General features: G+C 64.8%; 16 protein-coding genes. 7 read left to right on the top strand and 9 right to left on the bottom strand.

Annotated features, from left to right (window positions below; all coding sequences use genetic code 11):
- Positions 1-77: 77 nt before the first annotated feature.
- Positions 78-923 carry an endonuclease/exonuclease/phosphatase family protein gene (locus BN1119_RS12435; RefSeq protein ID WP_041998301.1) on the bottom strand — a complete coding sequence of 282 codons (846 nt, stop codon included), beginning with the start codon at positions 921-923 and terminating at the stop codon, positions 78-80.
- A 108-nt stretch (positions 924-1,031) separates the two neighbouring features.
- Here BN1119_RS12435 and BN1119_RS12440 point away from each other — a divergent pair, with 108 nt between their 5' ends.
- Positions 1,032-1,256, top strand: coding sequence for a hypothetical protein (locus tag BN1119_RS12440; RefSeq protein WP_041998303.1), 225 nt, complete (start codon positions 1,032-1,034; stop codon positions 1,254-1,256).
- A 7-nt stretch (positions 1,257-1,263) separates the two neighbouring features.
- Here BN1119_RS12440 and yciA read toward each other — a convergent pair whose 3' ends face one another.
- The 5 genes from yciA to BN1119_RS12465 all read right to left on the bottom strand — a co-directional run bounded on the left by yciA (position 1,264) and on the right by BN1119_RS12465 (position 8,562).
- Complete coding sequence (gene yciA, locus BN1119_RS12445) at positions 1,264-1,701, bottom strand: acyl-CoA thioester hydrolase YciA (RefSeq protein ID WP_041998305.1); 438 nt, start codon at positions 1,699-1,701, stop codon at positions 1,264-1,266.
- Between the two features lie 93 nt (positions 1,702-1,794).
- Entirely contained in the window at positions 1,795-2,628 is an 834-nt protein-coding gene (locus BN1119_RS12450) for an NAD-dependent epimerase/dehydratase family protein (protein ID WP_041998307.1), read from the bottom strand.
- A 293-nt stretch (positions 2,629-2,921) separates the two neighbouring features.
- Positions 2,922-3,920 (bottom strand): LacI family DNA-binding transcriptional regulator, encoded by a 999-nt coding sequence (locus BN1119_RS12455; RefSeq protein WP_041998308.1) that lies wholly within the window; start codon positions 3,918-3,920, stop codon positions 2,922-2,924.
- Positions 3,921-4,086: 166 nt separating this feature from the next.
- The gene (locus tag BN1119_RS12460; protein ID WP_041998310.1) at positions 4,087-5,982 is read right to left on the bottom strand and encodes a transglycosylase SLT domain-containing protein; all 1,896 of its coding nucleotides are present in this window, start codon (positions 5,980-5,982) and stop codon (positions 4,087-4,089) included.
- A gap of 72 nt (positions 5,983-6,054) precedes the next feature.
- Entirely contained in the window at positions 6,055-8,562 is a 2,508-nt protein-coding gene (locus BN1119_RS12465; protein ID WP_041998312.1) for a putative bifunctional diguanylate cyclase/phosphodiesterase, read from the bottom strand.
- A gap of 350 nt (positions 8,563-8,912) precedes the next feature.
- On the opposite strand from BN1119_RS12465, the gene hpf reads away from it, so the two are divergent.
- On the top strand, positions 8,913-9,263 hold the full coding sequence (gene hpf / locus BN1119_RS12470; protein ID WP_041998314.1) for a ribosome hibernation-promoting factor, HPF/YfiA family: 351 nt from the start codon (positions 8,913-8,915) through the stop codon (positions 9,261-9,263).
- A gap of 99 nt (positions 9,264-9,362) precedes the next feature.
- Here hpf and BN1119_RS12475 read toward each other — a convergent pair whose 3' ends face one another.
- The 3 genes from BN1119_RS12475 to tamA all read right to left on the bottom strand — a co-directional run bounded on the left by BN1119_RS12475 (position 9,363) and on the right by tamA (position 15,577).
- Positions 9,363-9,875, bottom strand: coding sequence for a VC2046/SO_2500 family protein (locus tag BN1119_RS12475; RefSeq protein ID WP_041998316.1), 513 nt, complete (start codon positions 9,873-9,875; stop codon positions 9,363-9,365).
- Between the two features lie 171 nt (positions 9,876-10,046).
- Positions 10,047-13,808 (bottom strand): autotransporter assembly complex protein TamB, encoded by a 3,762-nt coding sequence (gene tamB / locus BN1119_RS12480; protein WP_041998318.1) that lies wholly within the window; start codon positions 13,806-13,808, stop codon positions 10,047-10,049.
- Complete coding sequence (gene tamA / locus BN1119_RS12485) at positions 13,805-15,577, bottom strand: autotransporter assembly complex protein TamA (RefSeq protein ID WP_041998320.1); 1,773 nt, start codon at positions 15,575-15,577, stop codon at positions 13,805-13,807. The genes tamB and tamA overlap by 4 nt, the downstream gene beginning before the upstream one ends.
- 504 nt (positions 15,578-16,081) lie before the next feature.
- Here tamA and BN1119_RS12490 point away from each other — a divergent pair.
- The 5 genes from BN1119_RS12490 to BN1119_RS12510 all read left to right on the top strand — a co-directional run bounded on the left by BN1119_RS12490 (position 16,082) and on the right by BN1119_RS12510 (position 20,452).
- Complete coding sequence (locus tag BN1119_RS12490) at positions 16,082-16,468, top strand: hypothetical protein (protein WP_041998321.1); 387 nt, start codon at positions 16,082-16,084, stop codon at positions 16,466-16,468.
- Positions 16,469-16,553: 85 nt separating this feature from the next.
- Positions 16,554-16,832: a peptidylprolyl isomerase gene (locus tag BN1119_RS12495; RefSeq protein WP_041998322.1), complete on the top strand. Its 279-nt coding sequence runs from the start codon at positions 16,554-16,556 to the stop codon at positions 16,830-16,832.
- Between the two features lie 123 nt (positions 16,833-16,955).
- Entirely contained in the window at positions 16,956-17,609 is a 654-nt protein-coding gene (locus BN1119_RS12500) for a DUF1499 domain-containing protein (RefSeq protein WP_084205450.1), read from the top strand.
- Between the two features lie 54 nt (positions 17,610-17,663).
- Entirely contained in the window at positions 17,664-18,251 is a 588-nt protein-coding gene (locus tag BN1119_RS12505) for a carboxymuconolactone decarboxylase family protein (protein WP_041998323.1), read from the top strand.
- The gene (locus BN1119_RS12510; protein ID WP_041998324.1) at positions 18,248-20,452 is read left to right on the top strand and encodes an FAD-dependent oxidoreductase; all 2,205 of its coding nucleotides are present in this window, start codon (positions 18,248-18,250) and stop codon (positions 20,450-20,452) included. The genes BN1119_RS12505 and BN1119_RS12510 overlap by 4 nt, the downstream gene beginning before the upstream one ends.
- Positions 20,453-20,492 lie beyond the last annotated feature (40 nt).

Here is a 20,492-nt window from a genome sequence, read left to right on the forward strand (position 1 = left end):
GGTGGTTTTTTTGTATCCGATGACGGCCCGTGGGGATGTCGCCATCGCCTAGACCGGCAAGCCCAGGCTCGCCGTGCTCAAGGGGTCAGGGTCTGGGCGGCGAAACGAGCCATGATGGGGTTATGATCCGAGGCCTGCGTGGCCGGGCTCGTCACCTCGACCAGATCCAGATCTCGATAGTAGAGGTGATCCAGAGGACGGCCGAACGCGCGGCGGCGCAGATCCGGTGACGGGATCGCCTCCTGCAGCCCCAGCTCCTCCACCAGCTTGCCGAGCCAGTACTCGCGCTTCTCGCTCCAGGTATTGAAATCACCGGCCAGGATCACGGGGCCCTGATGACGGTGTACCAGGGCGGTCAGATCGTTGAGCTGCTCCCGGAAGGTGGCCATGCCGAGCTCGAAGTTGACCGCATGCAGGTTCACCACCAGGACACCGTCGGGATCCCCCTGCAGGGGGTAGAGGCTCACCAGCCCGGACTTGGGGATGCGCACCAGCGGCTCGGGGGAGCGCACGCCGCAGACGAAGGCCTGGGGCGTCTTGGCCACCGTCATCACCCCGAACGAGACGCCGCCCTGGGTGAAGGCTTGCAGCTGCTGCCACTGGAAGCGACCTGCCTGCAACCAGGCAAGCATCTCGGGACGGGTCGCCGACTCTTGCAGCAGCAGCAGATCCTGATCCCTGGCGAAGGCATCCATCCCCTCGCGCCATTGCTTGCGCTGGCCCTTGTAGAGATTCCAGACGGTGACGCCGAATTCCCTGGGCAGCGCCTCGGCAGCCAGTGCCACCAGGGGCGGTTGATGACAGCTCAGATTGGGCACTATGCCTTGGGCCGTCACCAGGTGATCCTTGGACGGCACCTCGAAACAGCCAACCAACCCCAGGGTCAGCAGTGAGGTTCCCAGAATGCGGTAACTATTTTTCATTGATTAACAACCATCTGCCTTTTCTTTGCATACAGCTTCAACAAAACATCACGGCTGCCGACTAGGCTGAACATTCGCGCCCAAAACCGAGCAACAGCGGAGAGCAGCATGTCCAGACAACAGCAATACCGAGTGACCTTCTACGATCAGCAGGGCAATTGCCATCAGGTTGAGTTGTCCACCCGATATCAGATCAGGCGAGACCCGCAGTGCGATCTCTGTGTGTTCGACACGAACCAGTGCGTGGGGTCTGAGGAGATGCTGGAGAGCATGATACGGCAAAAAACCGGGTTTGAGCAGGAAATCTCCATCATCAACGCCCGGCTGATCTGATGCCCGATCACACGGGGACGGCGCGCGGCTTGCCCTGATCGTCGATGGCGACGTAGGTAAATACCCCCTCGGTGACGCAGTAGCGCTGGGCATCATTCTCCCGCAGCACCGGCTTGACCCAGACCTCCAGCTTGAGGCGCATCGAGCTGCGCCCCACCTGCAGACAGGTGCCATAACAGCAGACCACGTCGCCCACCTTGACCGGACTGTGGAAGGTCATGCCCTCCACCGAGACGGTACAGATCCGTCCCTTCGCCAGCTCCTTGGCCATGATGCCGCCCCCTATATCCATTTGGGACATGATCCAGCCACCGAAGATATCCCCGTTGGGGTTGGTGTCTGCCGGCATGGCCAGGGTGCGCAGCAAGAGCTCTCCCTCGGGGTGACGCTCACTGGCGGTATGCCTGGCGGCGGGCTTGGCGGTGGTATTGGTATCGACCATCATTACGACTCTCTATGACTGGAATGGCGGCATGATAGGGGCCAGCCCCGCCCTTGGCAAACCCAATGGCGGTTCGCCGTCCCCTGATACCCCCCCTCAGGCCAGGGCACCCGCCTCGCTCGCCAGCCAGGCCAGGGGATCCGGCACCCCGTAGACAAACCCCAGTTCACGGCAGATGCGCTCCCCATGCAGGGGGAGAAACTCGCCGTCCGGCTCGACAAAGCAGGGAGCCGCCAGGCCAAGACGCAGGGCCGCCGCCCGGTAAAACGCACCTCGGGAGGGGTGACCCGGGGCACTCAGGGTGTAACACTGATCCCCTTCCCCTCTGGCCAGCAACAGCTGACAGGCGGCCACCAGATCCTGCTGATGCACCAGGTTGACCGCCTGGGCCGCGCCGCTGACCGTCTTGCCGGCGAGGAAGCGACCCGGGTGACGCCCAGGACCATAGAGGCCTGCCGGGCGCACTACCAGCGTGCTCTCTATGCCGGCGGCCAGCACGGCCCGCTCCGCCGCCAGCATCCGCTGCCCTCGCTCGCTCCGGGGCGCCGCCGCTTTCTCTTCCCCCTGGCCCGGCCCCCATACCGAGGTGGCACTGACAAACAGCAGGCGCCGCACTCCCCCTGCCTTCGCCAGGGCGCACAGGCTGGCCATGGCGGCCGGATAATCATCCACCTTGCCTGGCGGCACACAGACCACCAGCGCTTCGACCCGCAGGGGCCAGGGGGCATCCATCTGCGCCGAGATCAGCAGCGGATGGGCGTCCAGCCCCTCCCCCGTCAATCGATCGCACTTCTCCTGACTGGTCGCCGTCACGGCCACCTCCCACCCTTCCTCCCGCCAGGCGCGGGCCAGGGGCAGACCGAGCCAGCCGGCCCCCACTATGCCAATCCTGGTGCTCTTACCTTGCTGTCGTGGCACGTACTCTGTCATCGATCACCTCTGCTGGCCCAATGGTACCCCGCCACCTCCTGGGTCGGCGGTGAAAAAGGCAAAAAAAAACGGCCATCCATGATGACCGTCGAAAGTAACGAAGGAAATAGCTGGATAACCAGTCATCTCCCACAGCGGGAAAATCGGGAGCCGAGGCCCCTAATTCGTGGAGCCCATGCTAGTGATCTGCCGTGTAAAAAGCTATGAAGCAGATCACAGTTGAAAGGGATTTCTGAAAACGCTTTCAATTTTGAGAGGAAGAATGGCCCACATGGGGCCATTTTACCGCTCGATCAGGCGACCGACTCCCGGGGGATCAATTCCGCCTCGAACTTGAGGGCCAGCCCGGTGACGGGCTTGTGATCCAGCAGGCTGAGAGCCAGTTCCGCGGCCCTGCCCCCCATGGCCTCTATCGGATAACGCACCGTGGTGAGCTTGGGATAGATGTAGCGGGCATAGGGGATGTCATCGAAGCCGACCACGGAGATCTGCTGGGGGATCTTGTAACCCCGCTCCAGCAGGCAGGAGATGGCGCCCGCCACCATGGCATCGTTGAACCCCAGCACGGCGGTGAAGTCGACACCCCGGCCCAGCAGCTCCGTCATGGCCACATAGCCGCCGTTCTCGTCGGCGAAGGCGCGGCCAATCAGGTCGGGATTGACCTCGAGCCCCGCCCGCTGCAGGGCATGGGTATAGCCCGCCATCCGCTGCTGGCCGTCGACGAAGGCCTCGTCGTCGGAGGTAACGAAGGCAATCTTGCGGTGACCCGCATCCAGCAGGTGCTGACAGGCGGTGGTGATGCCGGCCTGGTTGTCCAGCCAGACGCAGCGATCCTCCGCCCCCGGCACCTGGCGGTTGATGAAGACCACCGGGGTCGGCCCCGCCACCAGCTCGCTCAGCTCCTCGTCGGGGAGCGCCTTGCTGTGCAGGATCAGGGCGTCGCACTGGCGCTGCAGCAGCGCCTGGATGGCGTGGCGCTCCCGCGCCGCATCGTGGTTGCCCGACATCACTATGGTGAACTTGTCGGCACGGTCGACCACGGTTTCGATGCCGCGCATCATCTGGGCGAAGAAGGGACCGCCGCAAAGATCCCCCACCAGAACGCCGACACAATTGGAACGTTTGCTCACCAGGGCCTGGGCAAAGCTGTTGGGGCGAAAATTCAGCTCCTTCATGGCCGCCAGCACCGCCTCCTTCTTGTCGGGGGCGACCTGAGCCGTGCTGTTGATGACACGGGACACGGTCGAGATGGAGACATTGGCCAATCGGGAAACGTCTTTAATCGTTGCCACTCTCAATTCCTTTCTTTGGGGGTTCACCGCGCAGGGCCCGCCATTATAGCGGTTCGCTCAATCCACGTTGCTGCGCCCGATCACCTGGCAGGTATCTATTTGTAACAAAAGGTTGCCCCATGATACCCCCATCCAGGGCGGATGGGGATCCCATCTCCCTCCTCGGTCAATATTGATGGCGCAGCTCACGCTCCGACAGGAACCTCAGGGGCTGCCTGAGTCTGTGCTGATAAATGAGGTCGAACGACAGCACGTTCTGCACATAGTTGCGGGTCTCCCGATAGGGAATGCTCTCGACCCAGACATCCATCGGCTTGTCGGTGTGGGCATCGCGCCAGCGTTTGACCCGACCGGGTCCGGCGTTGTAGGCGGCAGCGGCCAGGATGCGGTTGCCGTCATACACGTCCAGCAAGCGCTTGAGGTAGGCGCTGCCGAGGCGAATGTTGAGCTGGGGATCGAACAGCTGCTGGGGATCCCGGTAAGGCACCCCCAGCTTGCCGGCGGTCTCCTTGGCCGTGGCCGGCATCAGCTGCATCAGGCCCCGCGCCCCCACCGGCGACTGGGCCAGCGGATAGAGGGCGCTCTCCTGGCGGGAGATGGCATAGAGCAGGCTGGTGTCCATGGTGCGCTCGCGCGCCATCTGGGAGAAGGTGCGTTGCAGCGGCAGCGGGAAGCGCAGATCCAGGGCATCCCAGGCCTCGGCCCGGATACTGGCGAGGATCGCCAGTTCGTGCCAGCCCTGATTGAGGGCGACGTGGCCAAATTCGATGCGCTGGGCCACGGGGTTGCGATCCATGTTATGGATCCACTCGGCGCGCGCCGCCGCCACCTCGTTCATGGCGAGCAGCTCCTTGACCCGGGAGAGGAAGGGCCAGCGCCGGGCCGCACTGCGCCAATCCGGGGCCCTCATCTGTGGCTCGTTCTTGAGGCGATAGGGCACACCGCTGCGCTGGGCAGCCAGGAAGCCATAGAAACCACGCAGCCCTGCGGTCTCACGATAGAGGGTTTGCGCCGGTTGCTGCTGACCCTGCGCCTCTTGGGCCCGGGCCAGCCAGTAACGCCAGCGATCCTCTTTTTGCAGCGCCATCGGCATCTGTTTGATCCAGCCAGACAGGCCACGCCAATCCTGCTCCCAGACCGCGAGGCGCGCCCTCAGCTCCACCAGATCCGGCTGCGCCTTCACCTGAGTGTCGACCCAGGCCCGCTGCTGCGGGGCCCTGTCCAGCAGGTAGCGGCGGGCGATGGCATGCTCCACCGGCCTGAGTTCCTGTGCGGTCAACCCGAAACGGCTGCGGTAGCTGGCCAATGTCCCCAGCACCCGATCCGGCTCGCGGTTGGCATAACGGGCCAGCCCCAGCAGCAGCAACTGGCGCGAGTGGCGTTCACCATTGAAATAGACGGGGTTCATCACCTTGGCTGGCTGACTCAGCAGGCTCGCCATCAGGGTGCCATGGGGCTTGAGTCCGGCTCCCAGCTGGTTGGCAAGATGGGTCACCAGGCTGCCATTGCCCGCCTCGAAGGCGAGCATCATCCGTGACCAGACCGCCTCCTGGGTGCGCAGTCCGGCCCCTTGCCAGAGGCTGAACAGGGGATCGCAGGCATCCGGGCGCGACTCGCCGCTCTGCCACAGCTTGCCCGCTTCACGCAGCGCCTCGTCACGATGGCCCGTGTAGTAGCGCGCCTGATAGTGCATGCAGCGCAGATCGGTCGAGTTGGGCAGCTTGGGATAGAACTGCAGGAAGCGGGACCACTGACCGCTCTGGGCAAGATGGGTCAGATAGCTGCGCTCGAGCCGGTTGGACTGGGGGGTATCGCCATGGTCACGGATGAAACGGGTCACCTCGCCATACTCGGCCCCCCCCGGGCGAAAGGCGAGCCGGTAGTAGTCCAGATAGGGCAGCAAGGGGTAGTGGCCAAGCTGGCTTCTCAGGGTCTGGAAGCGGGCCATGTCGTTGGCACGAACCGCGTCATAGGCCTGGCGATAGCGCAACTGATCCATGGTCTGCGCCATGGCCCCCGGCACCAGGAGGGCGGATAGCAGGATTCCCCAGACGACTCTCACTCGATTTCTCCCTAAAATCGGGCGCCCAATGGCGCCCTGACGAACCCTCATTCTACCCCTAAACCAGACGGGCTACAGCTCCGGGATCAGGGTATTTCTCACCTCGTGGCGCCCGCCCACCCGCCGGACATAACGCTCCAGATAGGGCACAGGCAGCGGCTTGGAGGCCAGATAGCCCTGATAGAAGTGGCACCCCTGTGCCCGCAGAAATTCCAGTTGCTGGCGCGACTCCACCCCTTCCGCCGTCACGTTGAACCCCATGTGGCGCGCCATGGCGATCACCGCCTCGACGATGGCCATGTTGTCGCCATCCCGGGGAATGTCCTGGATGAAGGAGCGGTCTATCTTCAGCTCGTCGGCAGGCAGGCGCTTGAGGTAGCTCAGGGAGGAGTATCCGGCGCCGAAATCGTCGATGGCGAAACTGATGCCCAGCTGCTTGAGCTCGGCCATCTTGTTGATGGTGTCCTCCGCATGACCCAGCACCACGGACTCGGTGATCTCCAGGTTCAGGCATGCCGGATCCATGCCTGTCTTCTCCAGCACATCATGGATGCACTCGACGAAGTCGTGGGCGTGAAACTGCTTGGCACTGACGTTGACCGACAGCTGGGGAATGTGAATGCCGCTCTCCTCCCAGCTCACATACTGGCTGCACGCCTCATGGAGTACCCAGTTGCCGATGTCGACGATAAGATCCGTCTCCTCGGCGATGGGGATGAACTCGGCGGGGGAGACCAGGGCTCGCCCGGGCGGCTGCCAGCGGATCAGGGCCTCGACCCCGATGAGCTCGCCCCCGGCCACCAGATGCTGGGGCTGGTAGTGCAGGGTCAGTTCCCCTCCCGTCAGGGCGCTGCGCAACTCGTTGTGGATGAGCAGACGCCTGTCCGCCTGATGCTGCATGGCGGCATCGAAGAAGCGGCGGGTCTTGCGACCGGCCGACTTGGCCTGGTACATGGCGGTGTCCGCCTGCTTGAGCAGATCATCCACCCCCTGATCCCGTCCCGGGAACAGGGTGATGCCGACGCTGGCACCTATGTGCAGCACCTGGCCTCCCTGATGGTAGGGGGCGGCAATCTCGCCGATCAGCCGCTCGGCGATGAGATCGGCCTGCATCTCCGCCTGGGGCGGGCTACTGGAGAGGGCGGGTAGCAGCAGCACGAACTCGTCCCCCCCGAGGCGGGCCAGGCAATCCCCCTGGCGCACCAGACGCCGCAGCCTGGTCGCCACCTCCTTGAGCAGCCAGTCTCCGCTGGCGTGGCCGAGGGAGTCGTTGATGGTCTTGAAGTGATCGAGATCGATGAACAGCAGGGCGCCGACCAGGTGATCCCGGTTCGCCTGACTGAAGGCCTGGCTGAGGGTCTCATGCAGCTGACGCCGGTTTGGCAGGCCGGTCAGCTCGTCGTAATAGGCGAGATCCTGGATGCGGCGCTCGGCGGCCTTGCGCTCGGAGATATCCTCGAAACAGATGACGAAATGGCTGATCCGCCCCTTGTCATCCTGGACCGGGGTGACTATCTCCCACTGGGGATAACCATGGCCACGGGCGTGGCGACGCTGGGTCTCTCCCTGCCAGCGGCTCAGGTTGTCGAGCTCATAGCCCAGCCCCCCCTGGCTCGGCCACAGATCCCCCAGCCGCTTGCCAAGCACGGCCTGGCTGTCAAAGCCGGTGACCTGGCCGAAGGCGTGGTTGACCCGCAGGATCTTGTAGTCGGGATCCGTGATGATGATGCCTTCGTGGGTCTCGAACGCCACGGCAGAGAGCCGCAGCTGGGCTTCGCTCTTGAGCCGTTCCAGTTCGGCCACCATGCGCACCGAGAAAATGGTCAGCACGGCGGCCAGGTTCGGGATGGCGACGGAGCCGGAGAAGAGCAGGGCCAGATGCCCCAGGATCTGGCCATGGCGATCGCACAGGGGATGGCCGTGGTAGGTCTGTCCCGCCGCCAACCAGGGGTGTGCCGGCAGCGGCGCCTCGAGCACCCGGGTACAAGCCCGGCGCGTTTCGTAGAGATGCCGGCATGGCATCTCCTCCAGCCGGTAATGACCCAGGGTAGCGCCATGGCTGGCGATCACCCTCAGCTGCTGCAGCTCGCCCAGCTCCGCCAGCCAGACCGCATCGGCGTCGAGGATCTCGGCCAGTTCGTGGGTGAGGGTGTCAAAAAAGTCCATCCCCGTCTTGGCGGAGAGAGCCTGGGCCAGCTGGGCCAATAGGGGGTCTTGCACCAGCAGGGGGGAGCGTTCGCCATTGAGCCGCACCGGAAGGGAGGGCTGGCTGGCAACCTCGATGGGGCTGACCCAGCCGCAGCAGAGGCCCTGATCCGCCAGATACTGGCCGCGCCAGAGGAAATGATGGGCCTGGCCTGACTCGTCGTGGAGGTGGCCGATGAACTGCCCCGGCTTGTCGCCCTGTTGCAAGGTGTCGACGAACCGGGCGAAACCCGCCTCGTCGGCAGGATCCAGATTATCGCTCCAGGGGTGGGCCCCCTCCCCTTGCCAAAGCTGGTTGGAGGCATGATCCGAGACCCGCCACTGGCCCTGGGCCGGCTCATAAAACCACATCATCTGAGTGGCCTGCTGCTTCATGTACGACTCCACCTGTAGTCCCTGTCCCGAGTCTGTCAGGATACCGAGATCACCCTCGCCTTCCCGATACTAGCGGCAAACAAGAAGAAAGGAGGGGAGACAATGGGTGAAACCTGATTTCAAATCGACAGACTGCGCTGCCAGAAGGGACAGATACGATCCAATTCGCCCATACTGCCTGCCCACTTCACACAGCTCAAGTGCTTTTTGGTGCAGAAGCCGAAAAGATCACAATTTACCGTGTGATGAACAACAAAGGGGCGTTAATGTGATCCAGATCACGTTAATGGCCCTCCCCATGGGTATTCTGGAGGTGAAGAGACAAGCAAGACGACCCGAAGGGGGCCTATATGAAAATTGAAATCACCAGTAAAATCATTGAGATCACCCCGGCAATCCGCGAGCGCATCGAATCTCGCTTCAACAAGCTCGAACGTCTGCAGGTGCCGCTCATCACTCCCCATGTGATCGTCTCCAAGGAAAGGTTGATGTTCAACATCGAAGCCACGGCAGGTATTCCCAACGGCAAGTTGTTTGCCCAGGCCGAGCATGAGGACCTCTACGCCGCCATCAATGATCTGGGACAGAAACTCGAGCGCCAGCTCAATCGTCACACAGAAAAACCGCTGGCTCGCCGCGCGCAGTCTCCCCTCAGGGAGCAGGCCGAGCCCCAGGAGGCAGATGCGGAAGTTGACGCTTGATATGACAAAATAGTCAGTTGGAGAGAAAAAGGCGGCTTGACCGCCTTTTTCTATGGTTATCATGTGGCATTTCCCCTGAGGATCCGTGCCTGGCGCCCCTCAGCTCTGCCAGTGCAGAGCCGCATCCACCCCCTCGGCCAGCCGGTCGAGCAGAGGCAGCATCACCAGGGGCCGGGCCTCGCGCCCCTTGTTTGGCAATGACCACCCGGCCTGCAGCCGCTCGCGCCCCAGGGCACTCAGGTTGTCGTACACCGCCGGATCCAGCAGCGGTCGCCGACCCGCCAGCGGCTGGGGATGGAGGGCGAGCCAGAGTCTGGCATCCGCCATGCTTCCCCCCTGTTGCAACCGCTCGGTGAGGTGGGCACTGCTCGCCGGCGCGTCGCTGTGCAGGGGGGTGGCCGGTGCCAGGCCGAGCCGGGCCCGCCAGTCAATCTCCTCCCGGGGGAGGCTATCGGCCTCATCGAACCAGGGCTGCTCCTCCACCGCCTCGGTGAGCAGGGCCAGGTGCAGGCGAAAGTCGGCGCGATCGCCGCGCAGCAGATCCTGATTGAGGCGCTGATCGAGCTGGCTCTCATCGACCAGCAGACGTTCACGGATGGCGTTGGGTAACATGGCGCGTCAGGCAAGGGACAGGTTCCCTGTTATCGGCCCGCCCAGGCCAAAGTTGAGAAGAGATGACCGGTGCGCAGGACCATGCCCGCGGTCCGGCCCCCACGGGCACAAGCGAGGCAAGAGTGCCACAGACAAGAGGGGAGGCTCTGGCCTCCCCTCTTGTCATCCTGGCTAGAGGGTGAAGCGGTAGAAGATATCCACCGCCTGGGCCACCCCGCTCATGGCCTGCAGATAGAGCCTCGGCAGCACCTCGTAGCGCAGCTTGAATTCGGCGATGGGGCTGAACACCCCGACGCCATACTGGAACTGCAGGCCGGGCAGCAGGTAGGCCGAGAGCGTGACCTGGGTGTCATCGCCACTCCCCTCGGTATCCAGGGAGACATCGCTCATGCCCAGCGACTCACCGATATCGGAGACCACACCGCCCACCTGGCCGACCGCCCCCGCTACCAGCAGGCCGTTGAAGCCGCCATCCTCGCCGCCGGTCTGCAGCCCCTTGCCCCGCAGCAGGTAGGAGAGCTGCTCGGACTGAGGCATCTGGGGCTCTGAATAGACGGCTATCTTCGGCTTGGCCGCCGGCCCCGTCACCCGGACCCCCACGGTGACATTGTCCTCGATGGTATCCGGATCCCGGTAGGTCTCGATATTGAGATAGGGCTTGTCCAGCGGCCCGGAGAAGATGATGCGCCCCTCCTTGATGATCAGATTCTGGCCATAGGCCTTGAAACGACCCTCCTTGAGCTCCAGCTGCCCGTTGCCAGACAGGGGCTTCTCCGGCTCCTGATTGAGATTGATGCCGCCGGTGACCCGGGTCTTGAGTCCCATGGCCTCGAGGCGAATGTCATCGCCGAGCACCACGGCCACCTTCATCTCGAGGGGCAAGGCCGTCGGCTCCACCGGCGGTGCCAGCTCGTCATAGATGATGGTGACGTCGTCCGAGCGCGCCACCGCACTCTCCGGCAGGTTCTTCACCAGGATCCGCGCCCAGGGAATGGTGATCTTGCCGGTCACCCGGGTCTGCTCTCCCAGGCTGATGGCGAGATCCGGCGTGACCCGCACCCGGCCCATGCCGGGGTACTGCGCCTCCAGATCCTTGCCCTGTATGGTCAGGCTGCCCTCGATGGGCGCCTTGGCCCAGCTCAGCCAGCCCCCCAGGGCGAGCGGCCCCTTGCCCACCAGCATGCTGCCATCGAGCTCGGCCCGGTTGCCCTCGATCTTGAGGCGGGTCTTGAGCTGTTTGAGGGTCACCATGTCGGTGTGGGTCTGCACCTCCCCCTCCACCAGATTGAGCTGACCAAACAGCAAGGGGGTCTTCAGGGTGCCATCGAAGCGGGCATCGGCGCTGATCACCCCAGCCAGGGAGCGCACCTCCGGGATCAGCGGCGCGAACGGGCTCAGCTTCAGTCCGTTGAACTTGAGCTGACCGGACAAGGCGCCACGACCGCTGGGATCCAGGATGACGAGATCCGTGTCTATGGTGCCTATGTCGGCGGAGACGAAATCGAGGCGCAGATTGGCCTGTCTGGGCTCAAGGTCGAAACCGACGGCGAGCTGCTGATAGGAGGTCTTGACGGCATCGGCGACGAAGGTGCCCGGGGTGGTACGCAGGGTGGCATGCACCCTGGGTTGATCCCCCTTCCAGCTGGCGCGCCCGTCGGCCGACAGCACCGCCTGCCACTTGAAGTTGTCCGGCAGCCAGGGACGCAGGCGCTTGAGGTCGAACTCGGTCAAGGCAAACGCCAGTTCCCCCTGGGCGGCCGAGACCTGGCTGCCCTTGACGCACAGGCTCGCCTGCTGGGAGCCGAGGCAGAGATCGCTCATGGCCAGCCGCTGCTTGTCGAGGTCGAGATCCAGATTCCAGGGTGCCTTGAGCTGCCAGCGCTTCATGGGTGTTCTGATGTTGAGCTCGGTCAGTGCGCCGCGCCAGTGGGTCTGCTGCACGCCGCCATTGAGCCGCAGCCTGGCCGCCAGGGGATCACCCTTGCTGTCGAAGGAGAGCTGGTGACGGCTGAGGTCCCCATCGAGATCCAGCTTGAGGGCCTTGAGGAGGGTGCTGCCCTGGGTCAGGGTGGCCACCGTCAGGGCCAGCTTGCCGGAGGGCACCTCGCCTATCACTGCGTTGCCGTTGAGGGCGATCTCCTTGAGATCCGTCCCCTCGAAGAAGAGACGGTTCGAGCTCAGGGCCGCGCTGATCCTGGGGACCTGCTGGTTGCCCCCCAGCGCCAGGGTACCGCGAAGATCCCCGCGCAGGCCAGGGTAAATGCCGGAGAGATCCGGGGCGGCCAGGCGGGCGTCGAGCTGCCACAGAGCCTGGCTGAGCTTGCCCCTGGCCTGCAACTGGTTGGGGCCGGTCTGCAGCGCGAAGGCGGGGATCTGCCAGTTCATGGCGTCATCACCGCTGAGCTGGCCTGTGATGGCGAGGGGGTACTTGTTGATCTTGCCGTCCACCTTGAGGGCAGGCACCTTGAGCTGCCAGTGTCCGTCGTCCCCCAGCGCAAATTCGCTCTCCACCCGGCCGGCCAGGGAGCCTTTGATCTCGGGCACCAGCTCGGCGGGGTCAATCCCCTTGAAGCTGGTCACCCCCTGCCACTGTACGCCCTTGCGCCAGGCGAGCTTGCCATCGAGCTTGAGCTCCCCCTGCAGGGCATTGAGCAGCAGGTCGATGTTGCTGAGCTGCTCCAGGTTGCCCTTACCCTTGAGGGCCAGCTTGAAGGGAGGCACATCCGTCCCCTGGCCCGAGGTATTCAAGGCAAACTGGTAGCCAGACAAGGCCCCCTTGGCCGTCAGACTCCCCTTCTTCAACTGGTAACTGGGTTCGTCTTCCGCCGGCTTGTGCAAGGGCCACTTGAGGCCTGGCCAGTTCAGCTTCACATCGAAGGGCAGGTCCGGATCCAGGGCCTGCAGTGTCCCCTTGAGGGTGGCCGCCACCGGCCCCTTGGCATTGAGCGCCAGGGCCAGCTTGCCCACCGAGCCCCCCAGGGTCAGGGTCGCCTGCTCCCCCTTGAGCTGGTTGTCGAGCAGGGCCTTGCGCGCCTTGGCGGTCAGGGTCAGGTCGAGGGGATAATCATCTTGCAGGCTGATCTGGCCCTTGAGATCGAGATCGGCCATGGCATGGCGCAGGAAGAACTGCTCTATCTCGATGCGCTCCCCCTCCCCCGAGACCGAGAGCTGCAACTTGTCGATGGCCTCCTTGAGCTCCCCTTGCCGGTAACTGAAGTCGGTGAGCAGCAGCCCCTCGAGGCGCAGGGGGAAGGGCAGGGAGATCTTGGGCAGTTCGATGGCGATGTCGCCCTGGGGCGAGCTGGCCACCAGGGTGGTGCTGTCGGAGGCCGGCTCGGGCGCCGCGTCCTTGGCAGCAGCCTGCTCGCCCGGCGCCGGCGGGGGCGGGGGCGCATCGGCCAGGGTGATGGCCACGCCGTCCAGCACTGGGCCGCGCACCGTCAGTCCCTGCCGGTCCAATCTGGCGCCGATATCGAGATCCTTGAGTGCCAGCTTGAGCCCTGGCACGTCCACATCCAGGGCGCTGACCTTGAGGGCGTCTATCTGGATGCGCAGGGGCAGCGGGCGCCAGACGAAGGGCTCGCCGGGCGGCTCGTCACTGGGCGCCGACTCGGCCACCTTGACCACGGGGTGAGTCAGGGTCAGGGAGCGGATCCAGAGCTGGCCTTGCAGCAGCTTGCCCAGATCCCAGTCGAGCACGGCGCGCTCGACCCTGGCATCCACCAGCTCGTCCTGCCAGCCGACCCCTTCCAGGGTCCAGCCGTAACCGAGCTGGCCCGATACCAGCTCCCCCTTGAGGGCAGGCAGGGCCGCCCTGGCCTGCTGCCAGAGCCATTTGTTGCCCTGATGGGTGAAACCGAGCAGGCTGATGCCGATCAGCAGCAGGAAGATGAGCCCCATCAACCAGAGGAAGAGTCGCTTTAACCAGATCATAATTCAGGCCCCAGGGCAAAGTGCAGGCGCAGGGGTTTGTCCTCCTCCGAGATGCCCACCGCCAGATCCAGCCTGACCTGACCGATGGGGGTGACCCAGCGCACCCCGACCCCGGTGCCTATCTTCCAGGCCTCCTGGTAGTCGTCGGTGGCGGTGCCGCCATCCACGAACAGGGCCCCCAGCCACTTGTCGCTGAAGCGGTAATTGTATTCGCCACTGACGGCCGTGGTGTAGCGTCCCCCCAGCAACTTGCCGTCCGCATCCCGCGGGCCTATCTCTTCGTAGCCATAGCCACGCACCGTCTGATCGCCGCCGGTGAAGAAACGCAGGGAAGGCGGCACCAGGGAGAAGTCATCCCCTATGATGGCCCCCTGCTCGGCCCGAAACAGGAAACGGTTGTTCTCCCCCAGGGTACGCAGCCACTTGGTGCGTCCCCAGGCGCGCATGAAGCGGATATCCGAGCCCCAGGTGGGATCGGAGAACTCCAGGGTCAGCTGTTGCCTGTCCCCCCAGTCCGGCACCAGGTTGCCACGCAGCCGCAGCCGCGACCAGGAGACCCCGGGGATCAGCAGCAGGCTGTTGCCCGCATCCGAGCCCTGCTCGTAGCGTTCGTTCTCCAGACGCACGAACACGTCCCTGTCCCAGGCGTCCGGGCGCCGCTTCCAGCGGTGAACCCCGAAGGTGGTCAGATCGGAGCGGGTGTCGTTGTTGTTGGTGTAGCGATAACCGGCCTGCAGCGAGTAGTAATCTTGCAGCGGATTCTTGCCAATGACGGGGATCTGGTAATCGAAGCTGAGGTCGGCCTGGGGCGCCGACACGTTGGCGGTGGCGTTGAGGCGGTGGCCGTAGCGGTTGATCCAGGGCTTCTCCCAGGTGGCGCTCACCCTGGGGCCCACGTCGGTGGCATAACCTATCCCCGTCTCAATCTCGTGCTGGGTGCGCGGCGCCAGCGTCACCTGAATGGGGACCTGGTTGCCCTCTGCCTCGCTGATCAGGGGCTTGAGATCCACCTGCTTGAACAGCTTGGTCGAGGAGATGTCCTGGGAAGTCTCCGCCATCTTGATGGCGAGGTAGGGGTCGCCGCGCTTGATGCTGACCAGGGGCTTGATGAGGCGCAGCTCCTCCGGGGTGGCGCTGTAGCGCACCTCGCCGAAGTGGTAGCGGGTGCCGGAGCGAAACACTATGTAGATCTCGGCGGTGCCCTTCTCGGGATAGACCCGGACCTGGCTCCTGCTGATGCGGGCGTTGAAGTAGCCCCGGGCCAGCGCCAGGCTGCCCAGATCCGCCTTGATGGATTCATATTTGCCGTGATGGAGCGGCTCGCCCTCCTTGAGGGGCAGCTTGTCCAGCAGCTCGCTGTAGATCTCGTCGCTGCCCGCATCCCCCTCCAGCAGCACATCCAGCCGGGAGATGAGCACGGGCTCTCCCGCCTCCACCGTCACCGTCACCTTGGAGGGGGTCTTCTTGTCCCGGCTCAACTTGACCTTGGGCTGGTAATAGCCGTAGACCTGCAGCGCCTGCTCGGTACTCTCGATGATCTTGGCCCTAGCGGGTCTGTATTGCCGCTCCTGATAGACGGGCAGGGCGTTGAGATAGGCTTCGACGTTCTCTTTATTGTCGCCCTTGAGCCCCTTGACCTGGTAGGTCAGCTTGGCCGCCATGGCGGGAGAGGCGAGGCAGCCGAGGCAGAGCGTCAGCCAGAGCCAGGCACGCACCCGGCGGCACGGCTGCGATTTACCCGCAGGTATGGGCAGATTGCATCCTGTCAAACGTCAACTTCCCCGAATTCATGCTCAAGCGAACGATGCTGGTCTCATCGCGGTGATCGTGGCCGCGCCGAGGGCGAGGCGCAGCCATCCTACCATAGTCGTTGGCGGGATTCAGACCCATCAGCGACCTGGATTTGTCATAAAACAGAGCCCTTTGGCGATAAATTAACCCCGACTGATGAAATTGACACCTCATCTGACCAATTGCTGCGCAGCCTGGCGTCATTCGCGCATGGGTCGATACGACAGAAACTGTCGGCGTCAACAGCCGCAATATTGAGTCCTCATCTGGCCATGATGTCCCGGGCAGAAAAGCAAGCCATGGCTGGCCTCCCCTCCCCCTCCCTCAGTCTGGCCGCTCCCAGTGAATTATGATTTAACCATTGTGAATCAATTGGTTATAAAACAGAAACGAGGCAATCGCTCGCCCTAATCTATTTATCCCGCTCACTCGCCACCCTGGATTGCGCCACACTGCCCCCATCATCCATGAGGAGTCACCCCATGACAGCACGCAGCGAACAACTGGCCGACCACATCGCCGAGCGACTCGAGTTCATCACCTTCCTCGCCTGCTGCAGCGCCCTGCTGGCCCTGTTGTGCGGCATGACGGGGCAGCAGGCCCTCGCCTTCACCGCCCTGAACCTCCCCTTTGGCCTCGCCATCCTGCTCGGCAGCGCCCTGCTGGCTCCCCTGGCCCCCCACTGGCGCCTGCCGCTCACGGCGGCGCTGCTGCTCGGCTGCGCCCTCACCAGCCTGCAGCTGGGGGGCGAATGGCTCGATCCCGTGGCGCTCTGGAGCCTGCACGGCCTGCTCGGCCTCGAGCTGCTGTGGCAGTCCCGCCACCCCAGAGCCAGGATCCCGGCTGACGAGGGGCAGCAATTGCGCTAATCTTGCGCCCCAGCCGGCCGGGCCCCTGAGCCATCCCAGGTGAGACTCACCCCGACCGCCCCGCAAGATGCAACGAGGAGAACCCATGAACAAGGCATGCGCCCAACACATTCTGGTCAAGACGGAAAAGGAGTGCCTGGAGATCAAGAGCAAGATCGACAAGGGTGCCGACTTTGGCCAGATGGCCAAGCGCCACTCCACCTGCCCCTCCGGCAAGCGCGGCGGCGATCTGGGGGAGTTCAACAAGGGGGACATGGTCAAGGCGTTCGATGATGCCGTGTTCAAGGGGGAGCTGCTCAAGGTGCTCGGCCCCATCCGCACCAAGTTCGGCTTCCACCTCATCAAGGTGCTCTACCGCAGCTGACGCCCCAGGGGCGGCTCCCCCGTCGCCCCTTCCCTCCCTTATCCTGTCCGCTAAATCTAAAAATAAATTAACCTTATCAGTTAATTAGGTTTATCCTTTGGCCAGTTTTCCAAGGGTTATCCCATGCTGCCCCTCCCACTGCTTCCCCTGCTGGCCTGGTTGCTGCCACTCTCTGGCGCCCTGGGCAGCCGTGTCGCCCTCTGGCCCTGGTGGGTCGGCTTCCTCCTCTGCCTGGCCGGGGCCCTCGTCGCCCTCTGGCTGCTGCTGCGCCTGCCCTGGCATCCCAGGCCATACTGGGCCGCCGTCGGTGCCCTGCCCCTGCTGCTGCCCATCGGATTCCTGACCCTGGCGCTGCGCGCCCCCTTGCTCAACGACGTCAGCACGGATCCCCTCCATCCCCCCAGGCTCGACTGGGCGCACCAGCTGCGCAGCGACGCCGATCTGCCCGTCAATGAGGCTCCCCTGAAATTTTCCGGCGACAACCCCGCTCCTATCTATACCCGGGCCAGCCGGGAGCGGGTGCTAGCCGAGGCAGCCAGCCTGATGCAGGCATCGGGCTGGCAGATCAGGGCGAGCCAGGAGGGACTGGAGGCCGTGGTGACCAGCCCCTGGTTCGGCTTTCAAGACGATGTGGCGCTGCGCCTGTTCGAGGGGCCCAGGGAGCTGCGCATCGACATGCGATCCGCCTCCCGCCAGGGCCGATCCGATCTGGGAGCGAATCGGGCCCGGATCCAGACGTTCCTCGCCCGGCTGCAAGCCCGCCTGGCGGCCCCCTGATCCCACAAAGAGACGCCACGCCCCATGGCGCGGCAAGAGCAGCAGAGGAGCAGTATGCGCATCCAGCTCAAAGCAGACCGGGACTATGCCTGGTTCATCAAACCCTTCTTCTGGTTGCAGCGACGCAACTATGGCCAGGTACTGATCCCGGGCAAGTGCTGGGGCCGATCCCCCCGTCTGTTCGCCGCCGTTGCCACCCTGTACGGGGTCATCAACCGCAAGCGCTCCCCCATAGACCCCGTGCTGCGATCCCTGGTCACGGTGCGGGTCTCCCAGCTCAACTGGTGCCGCTTTTGCGTCGACATCAACGCCATGACCCTGGTCAAGCGGGCCGGCTCCGGCGATAAGGTGGAGGCCCTGGCCCAGTGGCGCACCAGCCCCTTGTTCGATGCCCGCGAGCAAGCGGTGCTCGACTACACGGAGGCCATGACCGGGCTCGACGGGGTGAGGGACGAGCAGGTTGCGCGCCTCAAGACCTGGTTCGATGACGATGCCCTGGTGGAGCTGACCGGTCTCATCGCCTTTCAGAACATGTCGGCCAAGTTCAATGCCGCCCTCGACGTGCCCGCCCAGGGCTTTTGCCAGCTCCCGGTCCAGCCGGACGCCGGCGACCCGCCCACCCGGGAGGAGAACCCCTCATGAGACGCACCAAGCTGGGATTGCTGCTGCTGATGGCCCTGCTCATCGGCGCCTTCTTCGCCCTGGATCTGGATAGCTACCTGACCCTCTCCGCCCTGCAGGCGCGCCAGAGCGCGCTCGAGGGCTGGGTGGACGCTCACTTCTGGCAGGCCAGCGCCCTCTTCTTCGCCGTCTATGTGCTGAGCACAGCCCTCTCCCTGCCCGGGGCCAGCCTGCTGACCCTGTTTGGCAGCGCCATCTTCGGGGTCGGCTGGGGACTGCTGCTGGTCTCGTTTGCCAGCACCCTGGGCGCCAGCCTCGCCTTTCTCAGCGCCCGCTTCCTGCTGCGGGACTGGGTCCTGCGCCGCTTTGGCGACAAGCTGTCGCTGGTGGATGCGGGCATGGCCAAGGATGGCCCCTTCTATCTGCTGAGCCTGCGCCTCATCCCCCTGTTCCCCTTCTTTCTCATCAACTTGCTGATGGGGCTGACCGCCCTGCCCCTGCGCACCTTCTACTGGGTGAGCCAGCTCGGCATGCTGCCCGGCACCCTGGTCTATGTGCTGGCGGGCAGCCAGCTGGCCCAGCTCACCAGCACGGGCAACATCCTCTCCCCCGGGCTCATCGCGGCGCTCTGTCTGCTCGGGCTGCTGCCCTGGCTGGCCCGCGCCGGCCAGGGCCTGCTCGCCCGGCACCGGCTCCATGCCCGGTTTCGTCGGCCCGACCACTTCGACTACAACCTGGTGGTGATCGGCGCCGGGGCCGGTGGCCTGGTGACCAGCTATATCGCCGCCGCCGTCAAGGCGCGGGTGGCCCTCATCGAGCAGCACAAGATGGGGGGGGACTGTCTCAACACCGGCTGTGTCCCCTCCAAGGCGCTGATCCGCAGCGCCCGCTTCGCCGCGCAGCAGCGCCAGGGGGCGGAGCTTGGCTTTCGCGAGAGCCAGGCCCGTGCCGATTTCGCCGCCGTGATGGCGCGGGTGGCCCGGGTGATCACCGAAGTGGCGCCCCACGACTCGGTCGAGCGCTACGAGGCCCTGGGGGTGGAGTGCATCCAGGGAGAGGCGCGCCTCGTCTCCCCCTGGGAGGTGGAGGTGGGCGGCAGGCGCCTTGCCAGCCGCCATATCGTGCTCGCCACCGGCGCCAGGCCCCTGGTGCCCGATCTGCCGGGGCTCTCCGAGGTGCCCTATCTCACCTCGGATAACCTGTGGCAGCTGCGCGAGCCCCCCCGCCACCTGCTGGTGCTCGGCGGCGGCCCCATCGGCTGCGAGCTGGCCCAGAGCCTGGCCCAGCTCGGCATCCGGGTTTCCCTGATCGAGCTGGCGGATCAGCTGCTGCCCCGGGAAGAGGCCGAGGTCGCCGCCCTGCTGCAGCGGCAGATGACCGAGGATGGGGTCCATCTGCTGCTCGGCTGGCGCGCCGAGCGGGTGGAGCCCCTGGCGCAGGATCAGATCCGCCTGCACCTGCGCCAAGGGGATGAGACCTGCCGGCTCGAGGGCGATCGACTGCTGCTGGCCCTGGGCCGGGTCGCCAATGTCGGCGGCTTTGGTCTGGAGGACTTAGGGGTCGAGCTCACGGCGCGGGGCACGGTCGCCGTGGATGGCTTCCTCGCCACCAACTACCCCAGCATACTGGCGGTGGGGGACGTGGCCGGCCCCTACCAGTTCACCCACTTCGCCGCCCATCAGGCCTGGTACGCCGCGGTCAATGCCCTGTTCGGCCAGTTCAAGCGATTCAAGGCGGACTATCGGGTGATCCCGGCCGCCACCTACACCAGCCCCGAGGTGGCCAGGGTCGGCCTCAATCGCAAGGAGGCAGAGGCCCAGGGCATCCCCTTCGAGGCGACCCGCTTCGAGCTCAAGGAGCTGGACAGGGCCATCGCCGACGGCGAGACCCAGGGCTTCATCGAGGTGCTGACCCCGCCGGGCAAGGACAGGATCCTCGGCGCCACCATCGTCGGCCCCCACGCCGGGGAGCGCATCGCCGAGTTCACCCTGGCCATGCGCCATCGACTCGGCCTTGGCAAGGTGCTCGCCACCCTTCACGCCTACCCCACCCTGATGGAGGGCAACAAGTACGTGGCCGGCCAGTGGCGCCAGGCCCACCAGCCCAAGGCCCTGCTGCCCTGGCTGGCGCGCTACCACCACTGGCGCCGCCGTGGCAAACTGGAGGCCAGACAGCATCCGCTGCAAACGGGTCCCGCCGCTAACCCTCACAAGGAGTCATGATGCCCATTCGCCACCTCCCTGCCCTGGCCGTCACCCTGCT

The organism is Aeromonas bivalvium (assembly GCF_000819765.1).
Lineage (GTDB): Bacteria > Pseudomonadota > Gammaproteobacteria > Enterobacterales > Aeromonadaceae > Aeromonas > Aeromonas bivalvium.